At 73.4% G+C, this 15,063-nt stretch carries 15 protein-coding genes; 8 read left to right on the plus strand and 7 right to left on the minus strand.

What is annotated here, in order from left to right:
- Positions 1 to 47: 47 nt before the first annotated feature.
- Positions 48 to 659: a TetR/AcrR family transcriptional regulator gene (locus tag AC1Z4A_RS05445; protein ID WP_483676684.1), complete on the minus strand. Its 612-nt coding sequence runs from the start codon at positions 657 to 659 to the stop codon at positions 48 to 50.
- Between the two features lie 255 nt (positions 660 to 914).
- Here AC1Z4A_RS05445 and AC1Z4A_RS05450 point away from each other — a divergent pair, with 255 nt between their 5' ends.
- On the plus strand, positions 915 to 2,252 hold the full coding sequence (locus AC1Z4A_RS05450; RefSeq protein ID WP_483676685.1) for a serine-threonine protein kinase: 1,338 nt from the start codon (positions 915 to 917) through the stop codon (positions 2,250 to 2,252).
- A 217-nt stretch (positions 2,253 to 2,469) separates the two neighbouring features.
- A complete protein-coding gene (locus AC1Z4A_RS05455) occupies positions 2,470 to 3,081 on the plus strand; it encodes a hypothetical protein (protein WP_483676686.1) in 612 nt (203 codons plus the stop codon).
- A 55-nt stretch (positions 3,082 to 3,136) separates the two neighbouring features.
- On the opposite strand, the gene soxR is transcribed toward AC1Z4A_RS05455, so the two are convergent.
- Both soxR and AC1Z4A_RS05465 read right to left on the minus strand, forming a co-directional pair.
- Positions 3,137 to 3,601: a redox-sensitive transcriptional activator SoxR gene (gene soxR, locus AC1Z4A_RS05460; protein WP_483676687.1), complete on the minus strand. Its 465-nt coding sequence runs from the start codon at positions 3,599 to 3,601 to the stop codon at positions 3,137 to 3,139.
- 26 nt (positions 3,602 to 3,627) lie between these two features.
- Positions 3,628 to 4,254 (minus strand): TetR/AcrR family transcriptional regulator, encoded by a 627-nt coding sequence (locus AC1Z4A_RS05465; protein ID WP_483676688.1) that lies wholly within the window; start codon positions 4,252 to 4,254, stop codon positions 3,628 to 3,630.
- A 135-nt stretch (positions 4,255 to 4,389) separates the two neighbouring features.
- Between AC1Z4A_RS05465 and AC1Z4A_RS05470 the strand changes: the two genes are divergently transcribed.
- Positions 4,390 to 4,908, plus strand: a complete 519-nt coding sequence (locus tag AC1Z4A_RS05470) for a DUF2165 domain-containing protein (RefSeq protein WP_483676689.1) — start codon at positions 4,390 to 4,392, stop codon at positions 4,906 to 4,908.
- On the opposite strand, the gene AC1Z4A_RS05475 is transcribed toward AC1Z4A_RS05470, so the two are convergent.
- Together AC1Z4A_RS05475 and AC1Z4A_RS05480 are read right to left on the minus strand one after the other, a co-directional pair.
- Positions 4,868 to 6,001 carry a zinc-binding dehydrogenase gene (locus tag AC1Z4A_RS05475; protein WP_483676690.1) on the minus strand — a complete coding sequence of 378 codons (1,134 nt, stop codon included), beginning with the start codon at positions 5,999 to 6,001 and terminating at the stop codon, positions 4,868 to 4,870. The two genes, AC1Z4A_RS05470 and AC1Z4A_RS05475, sit on opposite strands and share 41 nt — an antisense overlap.
- Before the next feature lie 77 nt (positions 6,002 to 6,078).
- Positions 6,079 to 7,500 (minus strand): aldehyde dehydrogenase family protein, encoded by a 1,422-nt coding sequence (locus AC1Z4A_RS05480; protein ID WP_483676691.1) that lies wholly within the window; start codon positions 7,498 to 7,500, stop codon positions 6,079 to 6,081.
- Between the two features lie 205 nt (positions 7,501 to 7,705).
- Between AC1Z4A_RS05480 and hmgA the strand changes: the two genes are divergently transcribed.
- On the plus strand, positions 7,706 to 9,052 hold the full coding sequence (gene hmgA, locus AC1Z4A_RS05485) for a homogentisate 1,2-dioxygenase (RefSeq protein ID WP_483676692.1): 1,347 nt from the start codon (positions 7,706 to 7,708) through the stop codon (positions 9,050 to 9,052).
- 23 nt (positions 9,053 to 9,075) lie between these two features.
- Positions 9,076 to 9,825, plus strand: a complete 750-nt coding sequence (locus tag AC1Z4A_RS05490) for a GntR family transcriptional regulator (RefSeq protein WP_483676693.1) — start codon at positions 9,076 to 9,078, stop codon at positions 9,823 to 9,825.
- 146 nt (positions 9,826 to 9,971) lie between these two features.
- Here AC1Z4A_RS05490 and AC1Z4A_RS05495 read toward each other — a convergent pair whose 3' ends face one another.
- Positions 9,972 to 10,247 (minus strand): hypothetical protein, encoded by a 276-nt coding sequence (locus tag AC1Z4A_RS05495; RefSeq protein ID WP_483676694.1) that lies wholly within the window; start codon positions 10,245 to 10,247, stop codon positions 9,972 to 9,974.
- A gap of 241 nt (positions 10,248 to 10,488) precedes the next feature.
- Here AC1Z4A_RS05495 and AC1Z4A_RS05500 point away from each other — a divergent pair, with 241 nt between their 5' ends.
- Complete coding sequence (locus tag AC1Z4A_RS05500) at positions 10,489 to 12,189, plus strand: serine/threonine-protein kinase (protein WP_483676695.1); 1,701 nt, start codon at positions 10,489 to 10,491, stop codon at positions 12,187 to 12,189.
- Between the two features lie 20 nt (positions 12,190 to 12,209).
- Here AC1Z4A_RS05500 and AC1Z4A_RS05505 read toward each other — a convergent pair whose 3' ends face one another.
- Positions 12,210 to 13,013, minus strand: coding sequence for an SGNH/GDSL hydrolase family protein (locus AC1Z4A_RS05505; RefSeq protein ID WP_483676696.1), 804 nt, complete (start codon positions 13,011 to 13,013; stop codon positions 12,210 to 12,212).
- Positions 13,014 to 13,326: 313 nt separating this feature from the next.
- Here AC1Z4A_RS05505 and AC1Z4A_RS05510 point away from each other — a divergent pair, with 313 nt between their 5' ends.
- Both AC1Z4A_RS05510 and AC1Z4A_RS05515 read left to right on the plus strand, forming a co-directional pair.
- Positions 13,327 to 13,782, plus strand: a complete 456-nt coding sequence (locus AC1Z4A_RS05510; protein WP_483676697.1) for a hypothetical protein — start codon at positions 13,327 to 13,329, stop codon at positions 13,780 to 13,782.
- Position 13,783: 1 nt separating this feature from the next.
- A complete protein-coding gene (locus tag AC1Z4A_RS05515; protein WP_483676698.1) occupies positions 13,784 to 14,881 on the plus strand; it encodes a GNAT family N-acetyltransferase in 1,098 nt (365 codons plus the stop codon).
- Positions 14,882 to 15,063 lie beyond the last annotated feature (182 nt).

The following is a 15,063-nucleotide window of genomic DNA, read 5'->3' on the forward strand; positions in this document are numbered from 1 at the left end:
CGGGCTGAAAAATCAGCCCGTCCGGGGTCTGGGGCCCGCAGGGCCCCCTACGGCCGCAGCGCCCTCAGCAGCAGATCCGCAAGGTGGTCCGCCACCTCCCGCGCGCTGAGCGCGCCATCCTGGCGGTACCAGCTGCCCAGGTGGTGGACGGAGCCGAAGTGGTAGTCCACCACCAGGTCCGCCGGCGTCTCCCGGCTGAAGACCCCCGTCCGCTGCCCCTCCTCCACCAGCGCCCGGAACCGCTCGTGGTAGCGCCGCCGTTCGGCCCGTACCTGGCGGAGCTTCTCCGGCGCCAGGTGGTGCATGGACCTGAAGAAGATCTTCGTGTCGTCGAGGTTCGCCAGCGTGGTCACCACGACGTCCGCGGCCGCGTCCCGGAGCCGCTGTTCGACGGGCGCATCCGCGCCCGCGAGCACGTCCAGCCGCTCCTGCTGGAGGCGCAGGACGCGCCCGTAGACCTCGTGCAGCAGATCGTCCTTCGAGCCGAAGTAGTGGTAGAGCGCCCCCTTTGTGACGCCCGCCGCCTCGACGATCTCCTGCACGGACGTGCGGTCGTAGCCCTGGTCGGCGAAGAGCCGGGTGGCGGCGGCCAGCAGCCGCTGCGGTACGGGCCTCCCGCCGTTCTCCGTCGTGCCGGCCGCCGCCGTTCTGGTAGTCATCGCCACCCGCCTTCCGCCGTCGTGCGGTGCCGTCGCCGCGCCGGGGCCGCGCGGCCCTTCGCAGGATCTTGCCACTCGCGGCGCCGGGGCGCGGCAGCGGGGACGGGAGAACCGGGCGGCACATCGCTCATCTGCCCTTAGCACAGGGGCACGGCAGTTATCTCACGAACGAGTGAACCAGCCGGAGAAAGGCTGGACATACCCCCTTGGCCGTCTGGAAAATGCGCGCGAAACCGGACCGGGCAGGGGGACGCCATGACGGGCATAACCGGCATATCCGTGGAGCCGTACTGGGAGTTGACGTTCGACGCCGACGGGGACCCCGATCCCGCCGAACGCGACACCCTGGTGAGGGAGGTCACGGACGCGGGACTCACCGATCTGGTGATCTTCGCCCACGGCTGGAACAACGACCGCTCCACCGCCACCCGTCTCTACGACCGCTTCTTCGCCCCCTTCCCCGCCGTCCTCGCGGACGCCCCGGCCACCGTGCGCCTCGGCTACGGCGGCGTGATCTGGCCGTCCATGCGCTTCACGGACGAGCCGATCCCGGACTTTCCCCCCGCGCAGCCGGCGGCCGCGGACGCCGTCCCGGGCCTCCCGCCCGGCACCCTGCGGGCGCTGGCGTGCGTCTTCCCCGGCAGCGAGGCCCTCCTCGACCGGCTGGCCGAGCTGCTGGAGCGCAAGCCGGCCGATCCCGAGCGGCTGGCGGAGTTCGCCGGGCTGGTCCGCCGGCTCGTCGCGGGGGGCCGCCGCGACACCACCGGTACCCCCGACCCGGCCGCCCACGACATGGCGTACGACGCCGGGCAGCCGGACATGCTCACCGCCGACCCCCGGGCCGTCTGCGAGGCCTTCGCCACCGCCCTGGCCCGCTCGGCGGCCGCGCCCGCCGAGTTGTTCGGCGGCCTCGGCGACGCCTGGCAGCGCCTGTGGGGCGGCGCCCTGGAGCTGCTGCGCCAGGGCTCGTACTGGGAGATGAAGCGGCGGGCCGGCGCGATCGGCCGGGCGGGGCTCGGCCCGGCCCTCGGGCTGCTCGCCCGCTCCGCGCCCGGCCTGCGGGTCCATCTGGTGGGGCACAGCTTCGGCGGCCGGCTCGTGGCGTTCGCGCTGGGCGGCCTGCCCGAGGACACGGCGTGCGTGCACTCGCTCACCCTGCTCCAAGGCGCCTTCTCGCACTACGCGTTCACGACCCGGCTGCCCTTCGACGACGGCGGGTCCGGGGCGCTCGGCGGCCTGTACGAGCGGGTGCAGGGCCCGGTGCTGTGCTGCTACTCGCGCCACGACCAGGCACTCGGCCTGCTCTACCCGCTCGCCTCCCGGGTGTCGGGGGACAGCCGCTCGCTGTGGGGGGACGGTCTGCTGGACGACCGGCGGTGGGGCGCGATGGGCCACGACGGCGTCCAGGCCGTGGCGGGCGCGGCCGGGCTCAGCCTGGCCCAGGCGCTCACCGACCCCCTGGCGGCGGGCTGTGTGAACGTCGACGCCTCGCAGGTGGTGCGCCGCGGCGGCCCGCCCTCGGGCGCCCACAGCGACATCTGCCACCCCGAGCTGGCCCGTCTCGTCCTGCGCGCCGCGCGGATCGCGGGCTGACCGGCGCGGCTGCCGACGGTCGCTCCGTGGACGAGGATCCGCCAGGTTCGCGTACACCCACATCTGTGCGGACTTTGCGGGTAGCAGAGCGGAGTCGGCCGGGTACCGCGCCCGGCGGGCCCGAGATGCGGGTCCGAATATCCGATGGATCCGATCGGGGACGTATTACGTCCCTTCCATGTCGATCCGAGTTCCGCGCCGCCGGAGGTGGGAAGAAGTGGCAGGTTTCAGAGCGCTGGCCCGAGAGGTGCGCAATCCCCGGAACACCATCGCACTGCGACGGACCTCCCTGCGCAAGTGCCTGGAGCGCTTCGCCCCGTACGGACACCGGGCGACCTGGCGCCACTTGTGCGCCCGCGCCGGCCTCGCCCCCGACGACCGCGCCCCCGACCCCGCGCGGCTGATCTCGGCGCTGGCCGAGCTGGAGGAGGCGCGCGAGGTCTGGCTGTCGTACGAGGCCGAGTTCGCCGGGCGGCGCCGCAGGGAGAAGCACGACGGCATCCGCCAGCCCAGTGCCGTCGACGACTGGCACCGCAACACCTGGGGCGGCTGCGACATCGTGCCGTGCGCGTCCCCGGACGTGCAGCCCGACGCCCGGCTCGCGGACGTGCTGCGCCGGGTGATCGCGGCCATGGAGTCCGCGCCCGGTGACGCCTGCCCCGTCTGCGCACAGGAGCGCATCGAGTGGCGGACCGACCTCGAGCGCTACCCGCTGGAGGGGCCCGTCTGCACGGACTGCGGCATCGTGGTGCCGGTGTCCGTGCTCACCCCCGCCGCCCTGTCGGCGGCGCGGCGTCATGCCTTCGCGGAGCGGTACGCGGTGGTGTGAGGGCGCTCCCCGGGCGTCCCGGGGAGCGTCGGCCCATGAAGACGCCGCCGCCGGTTCAGGCGTCGTTGCGGCGGCCGTAGAGCAGCGAGCCGCTGCCGAAGCCGCCGAAGCGGTCGTCCGGGTTGGACAGCGCGCAGGTGTCGAGCGACAGGCAGCCGCAGCCGATGCAGCCGTCCAAGTGGTCGCGCAACTTGCCCAGCTGGGCTATCCGCGCATCCAGTTCCACGCGCCACACCTCGGACAGCCTGGCCCAGTCGGCGCGGTTGGGGGTGCGCTCGTCGGGCAGCGTGGCAAGCGCCTCGCGGATCGTGGCGAGCGGGATGCCGACGCGCTGGGAGGCCCGGATGAACGCGACCCGGCGCAGCGTGTCACGGGTGTAGCGGCGCTGGTTGCCCGTGGTGCGGCGGCTGCTGATCAGGCCCTTGGACTCGTAGAAGTGCAGGGCGGAGACGGCCGCGCCACTGCGCGCGGAGAGCTGGCCCACCGTGAGTTCCTGGGCCTTGTTCGAAATCTGCGGCACGGCCTCGACTCTACGTGGGCCGGGAGTCAGGCCCGTTGGCCGGTCCAGCCCACCATGCGCAGCACCAGGCCCGCGTAGAGGTCGCCGACCTCGTCGGGGGTGCGCTTGCCGTCCGCCGAGAACCAGCGGGCCACGTCGATGCAGAGGGAGAGCACGGCGAGGGTGGTGCCGCGCACGTCGGGGACGTCGAAGTCGCCCGCCGCGACGCCGTCCTCGACGATCGCGCGGGCGGCAGCGTCGGTCTCCCGGCGCAGCGCGATGATCTCGGCGTGGTGCTCCTCGGCGAGCGCCCCCAGCTCGTACTGGACGACGCGGGCGGTGGTGTGGTGCTCGGCGTGCCAGCGGACGAAGCGGCGGACCGCGTCGGCGAGCCGCTCGGCCGGGCTGCCGGCGCCGTCGCGGGCCTGCCGGAGGATGCCGAGGGCGAGCCGGTGGCCGACGCTGCTGATGCGGTAGAGCAGCTCTTCCTTGGTCTTGTAGTGGATGTAGAGCGCGGCGGGGCTCATGCCGGCGCGGCCGGCGATGTCGCGGGTGGTGGTGGCGTGGTAGCCGCGTTCGGCGAAGGCCTGGACGGCGGCGGTCAGCAGCCGCCGGGCGGCGTCGGGCGTGACGTCGGCCCACTGCTCGCCGGGCCGTTCCGCCTCGGTGCCCATGTCTGCTCCCCACTCTCCGGGCCCGTCCCGGGCCCCGTCGCGCCGACGGAAAGAACGAAAACGCACACGATACCCCGCGCACTGAGCGGGCGCTTAGGGGGTGTCCGGGGCGGTCGGCCGGGGAATGCCTCCCGCATGACCGCTGAGCGCACCCTGCCGGTGGCGGCGACGGCGCTGACCGCGACGGTGGCGGTGTACATCGCGCTCGTCGCCTTCGGCAACATCACGGACTTCGGCACCAACCAGGAATTCGTCCGGCACGTGATGGCGATGGACACCACCTTCCTGGATCACGACCTGATGTGGCGGGCGGTGACGGACCACACGGTCCAGGACGTCGTCTACGTGGCCGTCATCGTCTGGGAGACGCTGGCCGCGCTCGTGCTGCTGTGGGCCACGGTGCTGTGGCTGCGCGGCCTGTTCGCCGCGCCCGGGCACGGCTACGCGGGGGCGCGCCGGGCCACGACGGTGGGGCTGGTGATGCTCATGCTGCTGTTCGGGCTGGGCTTCATCGCCATCGGCGGGGAGTGGTTCGCGATGTGGCAGTCGGCGAAGTGGAACGGCCTCCAGGCGGCGATCAGGGACTTCACCATGGCCGGCTTCGTGTTGATTCTCATCCACCTGCCGTCCGCGCAGTGGCAGACGGAACGGTAGACACGCTCTGGGGAAAGACCACCAGCGCGCGCCCTCCCCGACCCGCCAGCATCGCCCCGAACGCATCCGGAATCCCCTCCAGTCCGATCCGCTCGGTGACCATGCCCGCCAGGTCGAAGCGCCCCGCCCGCACGTGCCCGGCGACGACCGGGAGGTCCTCCGCCGGGTCGCCGTTGCCGTAGACGCAGCCGGACAGGGTGCGGCCGAAGTGGAACAGCTCCAGTGCGGAGAAGGCCACCTGCTGGTCCTTGCCGCCGATGCCGACGACGGTCGTCCGGCCGCCCCGGCGCGTCGACGACCAGGCGGCGCGGATCGTGTCGGCGCGGCCGACGCACTCGACGGCCACGTCGGCGCCGTGTCCGCCGGTCAGTTCGCGGATGCGCTTGGCGGTGCCCTCGGCGGCGACGACGAACTCGGTGGCCCCGGCGGCCCGCGCCAGCTCCTCCTTCCCGGGCGAGACGTCCACGGCGACGATCGTCCCCGCACCGGCGATCCGCGCGGACTGGAGCGTGGCCAGCCCCACCCCGCCGACGCCGAAGACGGCGACCGACTCGCCCGGCCGCACGCGGGCGCTGTGGTGCACGGCCCCGTATCCGGTGAGCACCGCGCAGCCGAGCAGGGCGGCCTCGGCGAGCGGGACGCCGTCCGGCAGCGGCAGCACCGCGTCCGCTCCCACCACCGTCTCCTCGGCGAAGGCGGCCGTGCCCAGGGCCGCGTGGAGCGTGCCGCCGCCCGTGCGCAGGGTGGCGTACGGAACCGCGGCCGCGGCGCCCGCGTCGGCGCACAGCCAGGGCTCGGCCAGGCCGCAGTAGTGGCAGGCGCCGCAGGAGGGCGCCCAGTTGAGGACCACCCGGTCGCCGGGCGCCACGTGCCGCACGCCCTCGCCGACGGCGGCGACGGTGCCGGAGCCCTCGTGGCCGAGCACGGCCGGGACGGGCTGGCGCAGGGTGCCGTTGGAGAGGGAAAGATCGGAGTGGCACACCCCGGCGGCGGCCAGCCGGACGCGGACCCGGCCGGGCCCGGGGTCGGGCAGGTCGATCTCGGCGATCTCCAGCGGAGCACCCACGGCGGGCAGAACGGCGGCACGGACCACGGCGGAACACCCTCTCGGAGCGGAATCGGAAGGATCGGATCGGAACGGATCAGATCGGAAGGACCGGATCGGAAGGATCAGAACTGAAGCGACTTGGTCTGCAGGTACTCGGTCAGTCCGTGGACACCCAGTTCCCGCCCGACGCCGGACTGCTTGTATCCGCCGAAGGGGGCGCGCAGGTTGAACCGGCCGCCGTTGATCTCCACCTGACCGGCGTCCATGCGCCGCGCGAAGGCCGCGGCCCGGGCCTCGTCCGCGGCCCAGACGGCGCCCGCTAGGCCGTAGACGGTGCCGTTGGCGATGCTCAGGGCCTCGTCCTCGTCGCGGTACTCGATGACCGAGAGGACCGGGCCGAAGATCTCCTCCTGGGCGATGGTCATGCCGGGCGTGACGCCGGCGAAGACCGTGGGCCGCACGAAGTGGCCCTTCTCCCGGCCCTCGGGGGCCTCGGGCCCGCCCGTGACGAGGCGGGCGCCCTCCTCGATCCCCTTGCGGACGTATCCGGTGACGCGCTCGCGCTGGGCGGCGCTGACCACCGGGCCCAGCCGGGTCTCCGGGTCGGCCGGGTCCCCGGGCACGTAGCCGCGCGCGGCCTCCGCGGCCAGGGCGACGGCCTCCTCGTAGTGGTCGGTGTGCACCAGCATCCGGGTGAGGGCGTTGCAGGACTGCCCGGCGTTGCGGCAGACGTCGGCGACGACGGCGGCGACCGCCCGGGGCAGGTCGGCGCCCGGGAGGAGGACGGCGGCGGACTTGCCGCCGAGTTCGAGGGCGACGCGCTTGACGGCCGCGCCCGCGATCGCGCCGATCCTGCGGCCCACGGCGGTCGAGCCGGTGAAGGAGACGAGGTCGACGCCCTCGTGCTCGGCCAGCGCCTGCCCGGCGACCGGGCCGTGGCCGCTGACGAGGTTGAAGACCCCGGCCGGAAAGCCCGCCGCGGCCACGCACCCGGCGAAGAGCAGCGCGGTCAGCGGGGTGTTCTCGGCGGGCTTGAGGACGACCGTGCAGCCGGCCGCGAGCGCGGGGGCGACCTTGGCGACGATCTGGTGCAGCGGGTAGTTCCAGGGCGTGATCGCGCCGACCACGCCGACCGGCTCGTGGAGGACGGTGGAGTTGCCGATCCGCTCCTCGAAGGGGTGCGCGGCGGCCAGCTCGGCGTACGAGCCGGTGACCGCGATCGGCAGGCCGACGTGCACGCGCCGGGCGAAGCCGATGGGCGAGCCGAGTTCGGCGGTGACCGTCCGGGCCAGCTCCTCGGCGCGGGCCTCCAGCGCCTCCCGGAGGGCGGCCAGGAGTTCGCCGCGCCGCGCGGGCGGGGTGGCGGCCCAGCCGGGCAGGGCGGCCCGCGCGGCCCGTACGGCGGCGTCGACGTCCTCGGCGGTACCGGCCGGGACGGTGGCGATGAGCTGCCCGTCCGCCGGGTTGCGGACGTCGATGGTGTCGTGGGAGGCGGCGGGCTGCCGCCAGCCGCCGTCGATGTAGATCCCGTCGTGGGTGCTCACGGCCCGGTCGTCTCCTTGGCGGTGCGGTCAGGGGCGCCGCGGGGCCGCGCCCCGCGCCGCCCGTCGACCCTACCCACCGGTACGCACAACTGGCAGACCCCCCGACGGATTTGGCCGCCGGGATCCGCCCGCCCTGATCCATTGACGGACCCGCCCGGGAATCCTACGGTCTCCCATAGGAATCCGTCGGCGGCGGGAGCACACGATGAGCGACACGGGCAGCACGGGCAGCAACGAGCAGGCGCGCAAGACGGCCGAGGCACTGGTGTACTCGTCCGGCTTCGGCAACGAGCACAGCAGCGAGGCCGTCCCCGGCGCGCTTCCCGTCGGCCGCAACTCGCCGCAGCGGGCCCCCCTCGGGCTCTACGCGGAGCAGCTGAGCGGCACCGCCTTCACCGAGCCCCGGCAGCACAACCGCAGGTCGTGGGTGTACCGCATCCGGCCCTCGGCCGCGCACCCGCCCTTCGTCCGGACCGGCAACGGCGGCCTGCGCGGCGCGCCCTTCACCGAGACCGTCCCCGACCCCAACCGGCTGCGCTGGAACCCGCTGCCCGAGCCCCCCGCGGGCACGGACTTCCTGGCCGGGCTGTGGACCCTGGGCGGCAACGGCGACGCCGCGCAGCGCAGCGGCATGGCCGTGCACCTCTACGCCGCCAACGCCTCGATGACGGACCGGGTGTTCAGCGACGCCGACGGCGAGCTGCTGATCGTCCCGGAGCGCGGCGGGCTGCTGCTGCGGACCGAGTTCGGGCTGCTGCGGGCCGAGCCGGGGCACGTGGCGCTGATCCCGCGCGGGGTGCGCTTCCGGGTGGAGCTGCTGGACGGCGATGCGCGCGGGTACGTCTGCGAGAACTACGGGCAGCCGTTCACCCTCCCCGACCTCGGCCCGATCGGTGCGAACGGGCTGGCCAACGCCCGCGACTTCCTGGCGCCCGTCGCCGCGTACGAGGACGTCGAGGGGCCGGTGCAGGTGATCAACAAGTTCTGCGGCAACCTCTGGGCGGCGACGTACGACCACTCGCCGCTGGACGTCGTCGCCTGGCACGGCAACCACGTCCCGTACGTCTACGACCTGCGCCGCTTCAACGTCATCGGGACGATCAGCTACGACCACCCCGACCCGTCCATCTTCACGGTGCTCACCTCGCCCTCGGACACCCCGGGGCTGGCCAACGTCGACTTCGTGGTCTTCGCGCCGCGCTGGCTGGTGGGCGAGGACACCTTCCGGCCGCCGTACTTCCACCGCAATGTGATGAGCGAGTACATGGGCCTGATCGAGGGCGCGTACGACGCCAAGGCCGCCGGTCAAGGGGGCTTTGTGCCCGGCGGCGGTTCGCTGCACAACATGATGTCGGCGCACGGGCCGGACCGGGAGACCTTCGACCGGGCGAGCGCCGCGGAGCTGAAGCCGCAGAAGGTGGACGACGGGCTCGCCTTCATGTTCGAGACCCGCTGGCCCATGATCCTTACCGGGCAGGCGGCGGGCGCCGACCATCTCCAGACGGGCTACGACGGCGTGTGGCAGGGTCTGGAGCGCCACTTCCAGCAGTGAATTCCAGCCGTGAGGGAGCCCCCGTGACCACCTTCGCCCCCGACTCCCTCGCCCTCAACCGCAAGCTGCCGCTCTGGTACCAGGTGTCGCAGTCGCTGCGCGCCTCGATACTCGGGCGGCGCCCGGAGGACCCGCTGCGCCTGCCCACCGAGGACGCGCTGGCCGCGCACTACGGCGTCAGCGTGCTGACCATGCGCCAGGCGCTGAAGGAGCTGGAGGCGGAGGGGCTCATCACCCGGCACCGCAGGCGCGGCACGTTCATCGAGCCGAGCGCCCGGCGGGGCTCCCCCGTGCGGCTGCTGGGCTCGGTGGACGCGATCGTGGCCCAGCAGTCGGGCGAGCGCACGGCGGTGCTGGGCCACGGCCCGGTGGCGGTCCCGGCCGAGCTGGCCGAGCACTTCCCGGACTGCGCGGAGGTGACGGCCTTCCGCCGGCTGCGGTGCGACGAGGAGTCGGGCGAGCCGACGAACTGGGCGGAGAACCTCGTCCGTCCGGAGCTTGCCGCGCGCATCGACCTCGCGGACCTCGCCCGCTGGCCGATGACCAAGGTGCTGCGCGACGCCGTGGGCGTGCGCATCAGCCGCATCACGGACACGGTCGAGGCGCGCCTGGCGGACCCGGAGACGGCCCGGCTGCTCCAGGTGCCGCTGCTGAGCCCGATCCTGCACTACACGGGCATCACCTACGACGACTCCGGCGATGTCGCCGACGTCGCCCGCATCCGCTACCGGGGCGACCGCTTCTCCTTCACCGTGACCCTCGAGGCGCACTGAGCGCACGGTCCGTCAGCACGGAACGTCGGTACGGTCCGTCGGTACGGGTCGGCTGCCGGGAGAGCCGTCGGCGGGGACGCCGGAGGTGCCGGTGGTGCCATGCGGACGGCCCCGGGGAAAGGGCCGACCGTACTGTACAGGCCGGGTCAGGCCGAGCCGTGGCTGCGGCTGCCGAAGAGCGAGCGGCGGAGCCGCCGCAGCGGGGCGAACAGGGAGACCCGGGCCGTCCGGCTCTGACCGGCGCGGACGTGGTCGCGCGCGGTCAGTTCACGCATCAGCACGGCAGCGCCCTCGACCTCGGGCTGCGGCAGGGCGGGCCCGCCGAGCACTGCGAGGTGGCGGTCGAGCCGCGCGCTCGACGCACCGCTTCCGTAACTGATGGCAGGCACCCGAGGCCTGCTGCGCATAGCTATCTGATCCATTGAGACTCCCCACCCGTACGAGGCACGCACCCGGCCCAGGCAGGGTAACCCTATCGCCCCATCGCGTCACCCGCGCATCGGCGTGCCGGATTCACCACCCCGTCAAGGGGGTTGACGGGACCGGCCTGAACCCGCCCTCACCGTGTGCGAGTTGACCGGGACATTCCGGAGCGAAGCAGGGGGCAATCACGCTGTGTTGCGGTACATTCACCCCGAATTGCTCTCGGGGGAGGGACACGGCATGGACGGAAGCTCCGGTGCCGGACGGGCGCTGGCGGGCCGTTACCGGCTGCTGGACCAGCTGGGTCAGGGCGGCATGGGCGTGGTATGGCGGGCGCAGGACGAGGCGCTCGGCCGCGAGGTGGCCGTCAAGGAGGTGCGGGCGCCGGCCGGGCTGCCCGATCCCGACGTGCGTCAGCTGTACGCGAGGCTGGAGCGCGAGGGGCGCGCGGCCGCACGTATCTCGCACCGCAACGTCGTCACGGTGTACGACGTGGTCACGGACGACGGCCGTCCCTGGATCGTCATGGAACTGGTGCGCGGGCTGTCACTCGCGGATGTACTCCAGGCGGACGGGCCCATGGCCCCCGCGCGTGCCGCGCACATCGGTGCGGAGGTGCTGGCCGCGCTCCGGGGCGCACACGCGGTGGGAGTGCTGCACCGCGACGTCAAGCCGGGCAATGTACTCCTCGCCGACGACGGGCGGGTGGTCCTCTCCGACTTCGGCATAGCCGTGATCGAGGGCAGCTCGGCCCTCACGGCCACCGGGCAGCTGGTCGGCTCGCCCGAGTACCTGGCCCCGGAGCGGGCGCTGGGCCGCCCGCCGGGGCCGGAGTCGGACCTGTGGTCGCTCGGGGTGATGCTCTACGCGGCGGTCGAGGGCTATTCGCCGTTCCGTCAGGACACCCCGCTGAGCACGCTGCGCGCGGTGGTGGACTCGCAGCTCCCGCCGGCGACCCGGGCGGGCGCGCTCGGGCCCGTGCTGGACGGGCTGTTGCGCAAGGACCCCGCCGAGCGGCTGGGCCCGGCGGAGGCCGAGCGGATGCTGCGGACGGCCGCCGCGGGGGCCGTGCCGCGCGCGTCGGCACCGCCCGTGTACACACCGACGGTCGCCGCGGCCCCCGCTCCGGCCGCCGTCCCGGAGGCCGCGACCGCGTCGCTCGCCGGGCGGGCCGGCCCGGGCGGGCCCCCGGCGGGCGGACCCCCTCCGGGCGGGCCTCCGACGGGCCGGGGCGAGGCTCCCCCGCCCGGCGGCCGGCGGCCGGGCCGGTCCCGGGCCGCGCTCGTGGCCGGGGTCGTGGTCGTGGCGCTCGCCGCGGGTGGTCTGGTGTGGGGGCTGACCGACCACGGCAGCGGGTCGGACGACAACAGCTCGTCGTCGGGCACGGCCGGCGGGAGCGCGGGCAAGGACTCGGGGGCGGCCCTTCCGCAGGGCGGCACCGCCGGCTCGGCCGGGCCGTCCGGCTCGCCGGCCGCTTCCGGGGCCTCGGCCTCGTACACGGTGAACGTCACGGTCACCGCCCTGCGCGACCGCTACTCCGGCCCGTGCCCGCCGCCGCAGGACGCCGCCCCGGCCTTCCGGGGGACGATCACCGTGGACGGCGGCCCGGTGGGCCTCGCCTACCGGTGGGTGACGGGCAGCGGGGACGTCACGGACGGCGGCTGGCAGAGCCTCCGGCTCGGCGGCGACGCGCGCAGCCGGACACTGGAGCACGTGGAGACGGCCCACCGGTCCGGCGGGCCGGACCAGGACTGGATCGCCCTTCAGGTCAAGGACCCGCGGCAGGCGCAGACGTCCCCCCACGTGTCCTTCACGGTCTCGTGCCGGAAGACCCCGGGCGGCGGGAGTTCGCCGTCGGGATCCTCCGGCTCGTCGAGTGGTTACCCCGGCACCCCGGGCACGCCCGCCAGGACGCCGACAACTCCGGGCGGAGGCTACTGAGGCGCCGGTTCGTCACCGGCTCAGGCCACGGAGGAGAAGGCCGGGAGGTAGCCGCCGCGCTGTCCGGAGGCCGTGGGGTGGTAGGACTCGTCGACCGGGAAGGTCACGCTGTTCAGCCACGGGCTGCCGGAGCAGAGTTCGTGCCCGGTGAAGGCGGAGGCCACGTCCCCGTAGGCGAAGCCGTGGTCCGCGGCGCGCTTGGCGATGACGGAGTCGATCAGATCGGCGGCGCCGTTGATGGCCTTCCTCTTGGTGTCGCTCAGCCCCACGCAGGCGACGCCGGTCCTGTAGAAGCGGGGGTAGCCGAGGACGACGACGTGTGCCGAGGGGGCTCTGGAGCTGATGGCGGAGTAGACGTCGTCGAGCTTGGCCGGCAGCTCGTTCTGGACGAACGTGCGGGCCTGCGCGACGGCGTTCAGGCAGGAGCTGTCGGAGCCGAGGACGCAGGTGCTCATGGTGCTGGCGAAGCCCGCATCGTTGCCGCCGATGCTGATGCTGACGAGCCCGGTCGACTCGTTGAGCGGATCGAGCTGGCTGTCGAGAACATCACTCGTTCGGGCGCCGGAACATGCCGTGAAGGCGAAGCTCGAAGGGGTGTGCGCGGCGGCCCACAGGGCCGGGTACGCCTTGGTGCTGCGCTTGCAGTCGCCGCTGTCCGGGTCGTAGCTGCCGGAGCCGACGCCGGACGAGTAGGAGTCACCGAGGGCGACATAGGCGGGAGTTGACGTCTGGTCGGCGGCGTGCGCGGCGGTGGACCCGCCGAGGGCCAGGGCTGCGGAGAGGGCCAGTGCGGAGAGGGACCCCGCGAGCCGGGACAGTTTCATGGAACCTCCTTTAGCAGGGGTTTCTGCCACCTCCGTGGTAGCAGCGCCCTGCAGTCGCTGGAAGTGTCCATGCCAAATCGGGCGTCCGGGAGTACCGGCGGTAAAGGTGTCAACAAGCTGCCGCGAGACATTGATTGATGGACTGTCAGACCATCGGATCAGGTTTTCCGACTGTTCATCCGACGGTCAGGCTCCGGTTGTGGCGGTCATGGCGCCCGCGGACCGGTTGCGTGGCCCTCGCACCTTGACGGGCCTCCGTCGGCTGCGCGACATTGAAGCCCGGCATCCGGCGCTTCGGGGGGCAAAGTCGCCAATGCAGAGCTTCACTGATCTCACCGGTCTCGGCGATCCGACGGAACCAGACGACAGGGGCGGCAGGGAGGGCGGCATCGGGAAGAGGTCACCGGCAGGGGACTCGCTCGCCGTGGTGGCGGGCGCCGCAGCGGCCATCGTGGGAGTGGGCGGGGTGCTGGCGCTCGCCGACATCGGCTCGCCCCTGCGCGCGCCGTTCACGCTCTTCTTCCTGATCGTCGCGCCCGCCTGCGCCGTGGCGGCCGCACTGCACGGCCTCGACCCGCTCAGCCGGTCCGTGGTGGCCGTCGGCGGAGCCGTCGCGGTCGACCTGCTGGTCGCCCAGACCATGCTCGCGCTGCACGCCTGGACGGTGCGGGGCGGTGTCGCCGCGGTGGCGGCCGTCAGCCTTCTTCTGTACCTGCTGGCACATGCGCGGCGCCACCGGGGCCGCGCCGCGAGAAGTCGGACTTCCTGACGTGAACATCAGCGTGTACCGACCCGGTGACCTCACGGCGGCCGACCGGGCGGCGTGGTCCGCCATGCAGGCGCGGGCGGTGGCGGACGGCTCGCCGCAGCTCGCGAATCCTTTCCTCGCTCCCGAGTTCGCCCTCGCCGTAGGGCGCTGCCGGCGCGGCACGCGCATCGCGGTCGTCCGCGAGGAGGGCGAGCCGGTGGCCTTCTTCCCGTTCCAGCGCAGCCCGCTGGGCGTAGGCCGGGCGATCGGGCTGGGGGTCTCGGACGCCCAGGGCCTGGTGCACCGCCCCGGCTTCCAGTGGGACACCCGCGAGCTGCTCCAGGCGTGCGGGCTGTCGCTGTGGGAGTTCGACCACCTGATCGAGGGCCAGAAACCCTTCGAGGTGGCCGCCTCCGGGTCGTTCGCCTCGCCCGTCATCGACGTCGACCAGGGGTACGAGCGCTATCTGGCCGCGCTGCGCAAGCAGTCGCCGAAGTTCACCCGCACCACGCTGGCCAAGGAGCGCAGGCTGGGGCGCGACACCGGCGAGGTGCAGTACGTCCACGACGTGCGCGACCCGGAGCTGCTGCGCACGCTGATCGACTGGAAGTCGGCGCAGTACCGAAGAACGGGGCGCGCCGACCGCTTCGCGCGCCCCTGGATAGCCCATCTCGTCGAGCAGCTGTTCCACACCCGCACCGAGTCCTTCGCCGGGCTGCTGTCCGTGCTCTTCGCCGCCGGCCGGCCGGTGGCGGCCCACTTCGGGCTGCGCTCGCCGTCGGTACTGGCCTGCTGGTTCCCGGCGTACGACCCGGAGTTCGCGCGGTACTCCCCCGGCCTGGTGCTGCACCTGCGGATGGCCGAGGGGGCCGCCGCCGAGGGCGTGGCCCATCTGGACCTGGGGCGCGGCGGCAAGGCGTACAAGGACTCCCTGAAGACCCGTGAACTGAGCGTCTCCGAAGGCTGGGTGACGAGGCGTCACCCCGTGGCCATGGGCTACCGGGCCCGGCGGGCCCCGGTCCGGGCGCTGCGCAACACGGTGCTGTCGCGGCCGGAGCTGTTCGAACCGGCGGACCGTTTGCTCAAACGGATGGGAGGCCTGCGCGAGGGTCTCCGCTGACCCGCCCCTTTGTGGGTGGCACGTCAATAGCCCAGCGGGTGCGGATGGTTGCATAGGCGCAAAAAACACCAAAGGAGGAGTCTCCGCCCCACCTCTTGCCATACGGTCTCAAGCTTCAATACCGTCGTACATCTACCCGCATCGGCCCATCATGTCCAAGCGGCTCCGGGGGAGGGCTTCGA

This window comes from Streptomyces sp. 17_S59 (assembly GCF_056930295.1).

Bases quoted from the DNA above. Each gene is read 5' to 3' on its own strand.
- AC1Z4A_RS05505 (WP_483676696.1), bottom strand. From the start codon at position 13,013: ATGAAACTGTCCCGGCTCGCGGGGTCCCTCTCCGCACTGGCCCTCTCC.
- AC1Z4A_RS05445 (WP_483676684.1), bottom strand. From the start codon at position 659: ATGACTACCAGAACGGCGGCGGCCGGCACGACGGAGAACGGCGGGAGG.
- AC1Z4A_RS05510 (WP_483676697.1), top strand. From the start codon at position 13,327: ATGCAGAGCTTCACTGATCTCACCGGTCTCGGCGATCCGACGGAACCA.
- hmgA (WP_483676692.1), top strand. From the start codon at position 7,706: ATGAGCGACACGGGCAGCACGGGCAGCAACGAGCAGGCGCGCAAGACG.
- AC1Z4A_RS05500 (WP_483676695.1), top strand. From the start codon at position 10,489: ATGGACGGAAGCTCCGGTGCCGGACGGGCGCTGGCGGGCCGTTACCGG.
- AC1Z4A_RS05495 (WP_483676694.1), bottom strand. From the start codon at position 10,247: ATGGATCAGATAGCTATGCGCAGCAGGCCTCGGGTGCCTGCCATCAGT.
- AC1Z4A_RS05450 (WP_483676685.1), top strand. From the start codon at position 915: ATGACGGGCATAACCGGCATATCCGTGGAGCCGTACTGGGAGTTGACG.
- AC1Z4A_RS05465 (WP_483676688.1), bottom strand. From the start codon at position 4,254: ATGGGCACCGAGGCGGAACGGCCCGGCGAGCAGTGGGCCGACGTCACG.
- AC1Z4A_RS05470 (WP_483676689.1), top strand. From the start codon at position 4,390: ATGACCGCTGAGCGCACCCTGCCGGTGGCGGCGACGGCGCTGACCGCG.